Annotated in this window: 3 protein-coding genes; all 3 read right to left on the bottom strand. The window is 70.0% G+C overall.

What is annotated here, in order from left to right:
- Positions 1–78: 78 nt before the first annotated feature.
- Complete coding sequence (locus tag G3N92_RS30765; protein WP_206131321.1) at positions 79–1,575, bottom strand: PelD GGDEF domain-containing protein; 1,497 nt, start codon at positions 1,573–1,575, stop codon at positions 79–81.
- Positions 1,576–1,631: 56 nt separating this feature from the next.
- Entirely contained in the window at positions 1,632–2,183 is a 552-nt protein-coding gene (locus G3N92_RS30760; RefSeq protein ID WP_206131320.1) for a penicillin-binding protein activator LpoB, read from the bottom strand.
- 22 nt (positions 2,184–2,205) lie between these two features.
- Positions 2,206–5,173 (bottom strand): tetratricopeptide repeat protein (locus tag G3N92_RS30755; RefSeq protein ID WP_206131319.1); only part of this gene is annotated, 2,968 nt, incomplete at its 5' end.

Genomic DNA, 5,173 nt, shown 5'->3' with positions numbered 1-5,173 from the left:
AGCAGCGCGCCGAGCGCACCGCCGTCGCGGCGCGACTGGGCCGGCGCCAGGTCGGCCTCGCCAGCCGGGAGGCGCGGGTCAGCCGGCGACACCGCAGTGCTCCATCAGCTTGATCAGCGGCCGCATCGGGTCCTTGGCCGGCACGTTCATCGAATAGACGGCCACGTGCGCGCTCTCGAAATCGACGCCGAACTGCGCGCGCAGGTTGTCCTCGATGCGCAGCAGGTAGCCGTCCGCGCCGCTGTTGCCCGACAGCGGCATCAGTGTCAGCACGGCGCGATGGCGCGGCGTGACGATTTCCCATTGGGAATCGAGCGCGCGGCGCGTGCGCACCACGTGCTCGCACAGCGCGGCGCTGCGTTCGTCGTTCTCGAACACCAGCGTGACCACCGACGAGAGCACGCGCGAATCGCGGCGCAGATGCACGAGCCGCGCGTAATCGAGCGCGAAACGGTGCGGGCAGTCGGGGAACGCCGCCAGCATCTCGCGCGTGACTTCGGCGTGACGCACGCCGTCGGCGTAGAAGTTGCACAGCACCAGCAGGAACTGCAGGTTGTCGCGCGTCAGTGCCAGGAACGGCATGCGTTCGATGGCCACCAGCCCGACCGGCTCGCCCTTCACGTCGAGCAGCGGCACGCAGGCCAGATAGCGGCTGCCGATCGAGGCCGGCGTGGCGTGCGCCTGCGCATCGACGTGCACCAGATGGCGCGTGTCGATCGCCTCGCGCACCAGCGGGTCGTGCACGTCGAGCGCCTGCGCGCCGCCCACCGAGGCCGCCACTTCGGCGGCCGGGCCGCCATGGCGCCAGGCGTGCACGCTGGCCACTTCGAGCTGCACCGCCTGCGCGGCCGAATCGAGGAACGCCTGCGCGCCGCGCAGCGCCACCTCGCCCTGCTCTGGCGGCGTCGGCAACTGCTCGAACACCACCGTGCGCAGCCGCGCCAGCGAATCGCGCAGCGTGGCCGGACGGCTCAACAGATCCTGCTCCAGGCGCTCGTGCGAGAGCCGCAGCATGAACTGGTTGCGCGTGAGAATCGACAGACGTTCGGACAGGTAATCGTGCGCGATCCGGTTCTGCCGCAGCCGCGACATCCAGATGTCGCCGAACTGGCCCGTCAGCAGCGTCAGGAAGAAGCCGCCGAAGAAGAAGCCCACCGGAAACGGCTTCACCAGCGTGACGTCGCCCGCGAACACGGCCGACGCGCCGGCCGCCGCCGGCAGGCTCGGCGCCGCCACCGGCACCGACGGATACAGCACGTACCAGGCCGCCAGCACCACGAAGCCCGACACCAGCCCCGACACCGAGCCGTAGCGCAGCGACACGATCACCGGCACCAGCCAGATCCAGCCGAAGCCGGTATGGATCAGCAGCGGATCCTCGGCCATGAACGCGCGGCACAGGCCCACCGCGATCAGCGTGACCACGAGCGTCTCGATCAGCGCGATCGTGCGCCGGCGCGTGCTGCCGTCCGGCGGCGCGATCAGCGTGCTCCACCATGCGGCCGCGCCGGTCGAGCGGACGGTTCGCGATTGCCGCGACCCGCCCTGGTCCGGTCCCCTTGCCTGCGTATTCATGCCCACCGCCTGATCGATGTCGATGTCTGATTCGTCACGTCTGCGCGACCCCGGATTCAGCGGCCGAGCGGCGCGAGCAGTTGGCGCTCGAGCTTCTGCGCCACGCCCGACACGGCGTCGCGGCTCCAGCCGGTGCGGCTGCCGGTGCCGGTCCAGACGATCTTGCCGGTCTGCACGTCGATCACGTCGAAGCTCAGGCCGACGGCCGGTTCGCCGTCCACGCCCACCTTGTAGCGCCATTCGTTGACCGAGCCGGTCAGCGCGAAGCGGATGTTCTGCTGGCGCGCCCAGGTCAGCGCGTTCTGCTGCGCGTCCGGCTTGGCCGGATCGAACAGCGTTTCGTCGTCGCCGCCGCCCGGATACGGCACCACGTTCTGGTAACCGTAGGTGCGCAGCAGGCTTTGCGCGATCGAGCCCGCACGTTGGCCGGCCTGCGGCGTTTCCGTGTGGTTCGCGATCGGCAGGACGGTCCAGGCGTCGCCCTTGGACGCGGGCACTGCCGCGCTGCGGTCGACCACCGCGCAACCGCCAAGCGCGGCGACGGCGAGCGTGGCGGCGCAGACCAGCGCGGCCGCCCGGAAGCGCCGCGATGCGTGGTTCGTGTTCATGCGTTTCTCCTGAGAATTGCGTTCAATACAGCCAGCGATATCGCGCGCCGATTTCCTTGACGGACGTCGAACTGTTCGACGACGCCCCTTGATACAGCCCATACAGCAAAGCCTGATCCCCGCCGAAGACGCTGCCGGCCATGCCGAGCTCGACCTGCCCCGTCCAGCCCGCGCGCGAATCGCGCACCGGCCCGGCCGAGAACATCGGCCGCCAGCCCTTCGCGTAGTTTTCGTTCGGATCGTCGCCGAACGAGAACAGCAGCGCGCCCTGCGTGAATGTCTGCGGCATGAACGACGCCGCCGTGGCGGGCGAGCCGTCCGGCAGGATCTGCGCAAGCCGGCCGCTGACCGCCGCGTTGGCGGTGCTGTACTGGCCGTGCGTGAACACCGCGCGGATCGTGTAATCGGGGTAGTCGGCCTTGATCTTGTAGCCGGCCGTCAACTCGACCAGATGGCCGCTGCCGAGGAACGTGCGGTCCTGGCCGTGGAAGCGCGAGTATTCGTAGCGGCCGCTGCCGAACCAGTGCGGATCGAGCTGGTAGCTGAGGCCGACCGACGCCATGTCCTTGACGCCGCCCACCGTCAGTTGCGAGCTTTCGGTCGCGTCCAGGTTGTAGCCGACCGCGTAGCTCAGCGTCAGCTTCGAGTTGACGCGGGCCCGGCCCTCGACGCGCGCGGTCGTGATGTTGCGCAGCGCCTCGCGGCGGCCCACCGTGACGGTTTCGTCGTCGTACTGGCCGTTGTGCTTGTACATCGCCTCCAGCACGCGGTCCTGGCTCGGGATGTTCGGCAGCGTCGACGCATCGGACGACTGCTCGCGCTGGCGATAGCCGAGCCGCACGCTTTGCGTGTCGGTCAGCCGCGCGCCGATCGAAGCGCGTTGCTCGTTGTAGTGCAGCGCGCCCTGGTTGCTGTAGCGCGTGGCCACCTCCACCGATTGCGCGCTCTTCATGGCCGTCTCGCGCAACTGCTGCTGCATCACGTCGTCGTTCGGCGTGGCGATCAGCGATTGGTATGCGCTCGATTGCGCGTCGGTCAGGCGGCCCGTCAGCACCTGCGCGTCCACCCGGTTCTGGCGCGGGATCAGGTCCGGCAGCGTGTCGAGCAGGCGGTTCAGCGTATTGACGTCGCCGTCGTCGATCGCCAGTTGCGCCTCGGCATACACCGGGCGGCTGTTACGGTCGATGAACAGCTTGGTCAGCCAGGCGTGTTCGAGATCGGGCGCGTTCTGGGCCTGCGCCCACGACACGGCGGCCTCGCGCGCAATGGCCGACACCACGCGCTGCTCGCGGCGGATCGCCTGCTGCTTGACCGGCGGCAGCATCGCGAAATCGCCGAGTTGCGACGGATACGGCGTGCCCTGCGCGGCGTCGTCGCCGGCCGAATCGGCGCGCAGCATCTGGATCAGCACGGCGCGCGACTGGTCGCCGGTGCCGAACAGCGTGGTCAGCGCGACGAAGCGGCCCGCCAGATCCTCGCGTTCCGAATCCGGCAGCGGCAAGGCCTTCGGATCGTGGCGGCGGCGCGCCAGCTCGAGCCAGACGGATTTGCGCAGTTGCCAGGCGTTGTCGGTCTGGCCGGCCTGTTCGAGCGCGTCGGCGAACGTCAGGCGCCACAGCGGATCCGAGCGGTACGCCGGGGGCTGCATGCGCAGGTAGTGCAGCGCCTGGCGGCCATCGCCGAGGCGCAGCGCGCTGGCGATCATCGGCGGCCACAGCGGCGCGTCGGTTTCGGCGCGGCCGGCGTAGCGGCGCATCGCGTCGCGCAGTTGTTCCTCGGTGCCGCGGTCGTTCAGGTACCAGAGCCAAGTGACCTGCGCCTCGGTGCTGCCCGGCTCGAGCGCGAGCGCGCGCTGCACGTCGCGGCCCACCGCATCCTGGCGGCCGATGTCGCGCTCGTACTGCGCGCGGGCCAGCAGGAACGGCGCGGATTGCTCGGCCTGCGCCAGTTGGTCCGGCGACAGCGACGCGAGCAGCGTGCCGATCCGCGCCCGTGCATGGGCGCGTTCATAGTAATAGACGGCCTGCGTCAGCATCCGCACGTTGCCGGTCTGGTGGTAACCGTATTCGGCGAGCCGCGCGGCATCGATCGGCGATTCGTCGTAGAAGCCGATCATCGATTGCAGATCGTCGCGATTGGCCTTGCCGCTCGCCAGCAGCTCGCGATAGCCGGAACCGGTGTCGCGATCCTGCTGGGTGGTCGCGCCGAGCATCGAATAGAAGCGCCAGAAATCCTGATCGCCCGGCTTCGCGCCGCGCTTGGCCTCGTTCATGGCCGCCAGCGCCGCGTCGAAGCGCGTGCGCGTGTAGAGCATGGTGGCGATCTTCAGGCCGTAGGCCGCGTTCGGGCCGTAATCGCGCTCGAGATCCTGCCAGGTGCGCAGCGCCAGGTCGTCGTCGCCCTTGCGTTCGGCCACCGTGGCGTAGCGTTCGCGCACGGTCTGTGCGATCGGGCCCTTGAAGCGCGCCTGCAGGAAGCGCAGCGCGCCGTCGGGATCGCCGTTCAGCTCGAACGCGGTGACGGCGGTGTCGAGGCGCTTGACGTCGGTCGGGTTCAGATCCGCTTGGTGCAGCGTCAGCGCGAGCATCGCGTGTTCGTCGTTCACACCGGGCGCGAGCCGCGCCACCTGCTGCCAGGCGCGCGCGTCGCCGCGCGATTGCGCGAGCGCGAGATAGTTCGACAGCGCGACGTCGGGATGGTGGTTCCACTCCGCGACCTGCGCGAGACGCTCGTGCCAGCTTGCCGAGCCCGGATCGCGGCCCAGCGCCTGACGCGCCACGCGCTCGGCGCCGGCCACGTCGCCGGCAGCCAGGAACACGCGGTAGGCCAGATCGAAATCGGATTCGCCGGCCTTTTGCGCGACGGGCGGCTCGGCAGCGGCCTGCGCGGCCGGTGCGGCTTGCGCGGTGGCGTCGGGCGCGCTGCCGGCGATCGTGCCGGACGCGACGCGGCCGTTCGACGGCGCGGCGATCCGCACGATGTGCGCCGTG

Source organism: Burkholderia sp. Ac-20379, assembly GCF_017104645.1.
Lineage (GTDB): Bacteria > Pseudomonadota > Gammaproteobacteria > Burkholderiales > Burkholderiaceae > Burkholderia.
This window is presented reverse-complemented; position numbering and strand designations above follow the sequence as displayed.

Excerpts from the sequence above, each read along its gene's own strand:
- G3N92_RS30765 (WP_206131321.1), bottom strand. The coding sequence starts at position 1,575 with ATGAATACGCAGGCAAGGGGACCGGACCAGGGCGGGTCGCGGCAATCG.
- G3N92_RS30760 (WP_206131320.1), bottom strand. The coding sequence starts at position 2,183 with ATGAACACGAACCACGCATCGCGGCGCTTCCGGGCGGCCGCGCTGGTC.